The sequence below is a fragment of the Burkholderia sp. 9779_493 genome, from assembly GCF_015712215.1.
Taxonomy (GTDB): domain Bacteria; phylum Pseudomonadota; class Gammaproteobacteria; order Burkholderiales; family Burkholderiaceae; genus Burkholderia; species Burkholderia cenocepacia.
Map to the genome: position 1 here is coordinate 1 of NZ_JACCQA010000091.1, position 1647 is coordinate 1647.

Consider the following 1647-nt stretch of genomic DNA (forward strand, 5'->3'; position numbering starts at 1 on the left):
TGTGTAAGAGCAAAGTTGTAATGTCGCATCTGAGCAAAGTTGAAATGTCGTAGTTCGAGGGTTTCGGCGCATGCTGGCGGCGGTTTGAACTGCCGGAGCGCATCGTGGGCCAACCTGGACTGATCACCATGAGCATGCGGGAGCTGGACCGTCTGAAGGTCGTGGAAGCCGTGATCGAGCAGCATCTGATGCCTTGGCGAGCCGCGGAGCGGCTCGGGATCAGTCGCCGGCAGATTGAACGGCTGGTCGCCCGGTATCGCGCTGCTGGCCCGGTCGGGCTGATTTCGCAGCGTCGTGGTCACGCGAGCAACCATCAACTGCCCGAGGATTTGGCGCATCGTGCCTTGAGCCTGATTCGTGAGCGCTACGCCGATTTCGGGCCGACGCTGGCCTGCGAGAAGCTGTGGGAATGCCACGGGCTGCAGTTGTCGAAGGAAACGGTCAGAAGGCTGATGACGGACGCCGGGCTGTGGATTCCGCGCCGGCAACGACCGCCGAAGGTTTATCAGCCGCGAGCGCGCCGGGCTTGCCTCGGCGAGCTGATCCAGATCGACGGCAGCGATCATCGGTGGTTCGAGGAACGGGCACCGGCCTGCACGCTGCTGGTGTATGTGGACGACGCGACGAGCCGGCTGATGATGCTGCACTTCACGCAGACCGAATCGACGTTCAGCTACTTCGAGGCGACGCGGACGTATCTGGAGCGCCATGGCAAGCCCGTGGCGTTCTACAGCGACAAGTACAGCGTGTTCCGCAGCCCGACTGCGGGCAAGACCGGCAGCAGCGTGACGCAGTTTGGCCGGGCCATGTACGAGCTGAACATCGACACGTTCTGCGCGAACAGCAGTTCGGCGAAGGGACGTGTGGAACGGGCCAACCTGACGCTGCAGGACCGGTTGGTCAAGGAAATGCGCTTGCGCGGCATCAGCACGGTAGCCGACGCCAACGCGTATGCGCCCTCCTTCATCGCTGATTTCAACCGTCGCTTCGCGAAGCCGCCGCGCAGCGACTTCAATGCGCACCGGCCGCTGCGAGATGACGAGAATCTGGACCGGCTGCTGACCTGGCGCGAAACGCGCCGGGTCTCGAAGTCGCTAACGGTGCTGTACGACCGGGTGTTGTATCTGCTGGACGATACGCTCGAGAATCGGAAGCTGATTCATCGCTACATCGACGTCTGGGAGTATCCGGATGGTCGGATCGAGATCCGGGCTGATGGCGAGGTATTGCGATGCCGTCTTTACGACAAGCTGGCAGAGGTCGATCAAGGCGCGATCATCGAACACAAACGCCTGAGCCACGCGCTGCAAGTGGCTGAAGCGATTCAGGCGCAGCGCGATAACCGGCGGATCTCGGGTTCCCCGTCGCGCGCCAATCGAGGGCTACCGGTACGAGCCAAGGCATCGTTGCCAGGTGCCAAGAAACAGCGTGCGTTCACGGAAGCTGATATCGAAGCAGCCATCCTGCAGGTCGCTTCACAAACACATCAAACGGAATCGAATCGGCGGTCTGCGAAGGCTCGCTGATGAACGTAAGCGCCCTGCTGCTTCAGGCTCGGCGCTTCAACGTTAAAGGATGGAAAGACCGATGAAACATGCGACATCTGTATTTAGCTGGCGCTACGACATCTGAATCCGGGTATGACAT

At 61.0% G+C, this 1647-nt stretch carries 1 protein-coding gene; it reads left to right on the forward strand.

Going from position 1 to position 1647, the window contains the following annotated elements; genetic code table 11:
- Window positions 1–128 precede the first annotated feature (128 nt).
- Window positions 129–1526: an ISNCY family transposase gene (locus H0X95_RS35605; protein WP_034174123.1), complete on the forward strand. Its 1398-nt coding sequence runs from the start codon at window positions 129–131 to the stop codon at window positions 1524–1526.
- The last annotated feature ends 121 nt before the right edge of the window (window positions 1527–1647 follow it).

What these genes read in the sequence shown, in the direction of transcription:
- H0X95_RS35605 (WP_034174123.1), top strand. Translation starts at nt 129, where the DNA reads ATGAGCATGCGGGAGCTGGACCGTCTGAAGGTCGTGGAAGCCGTGATC.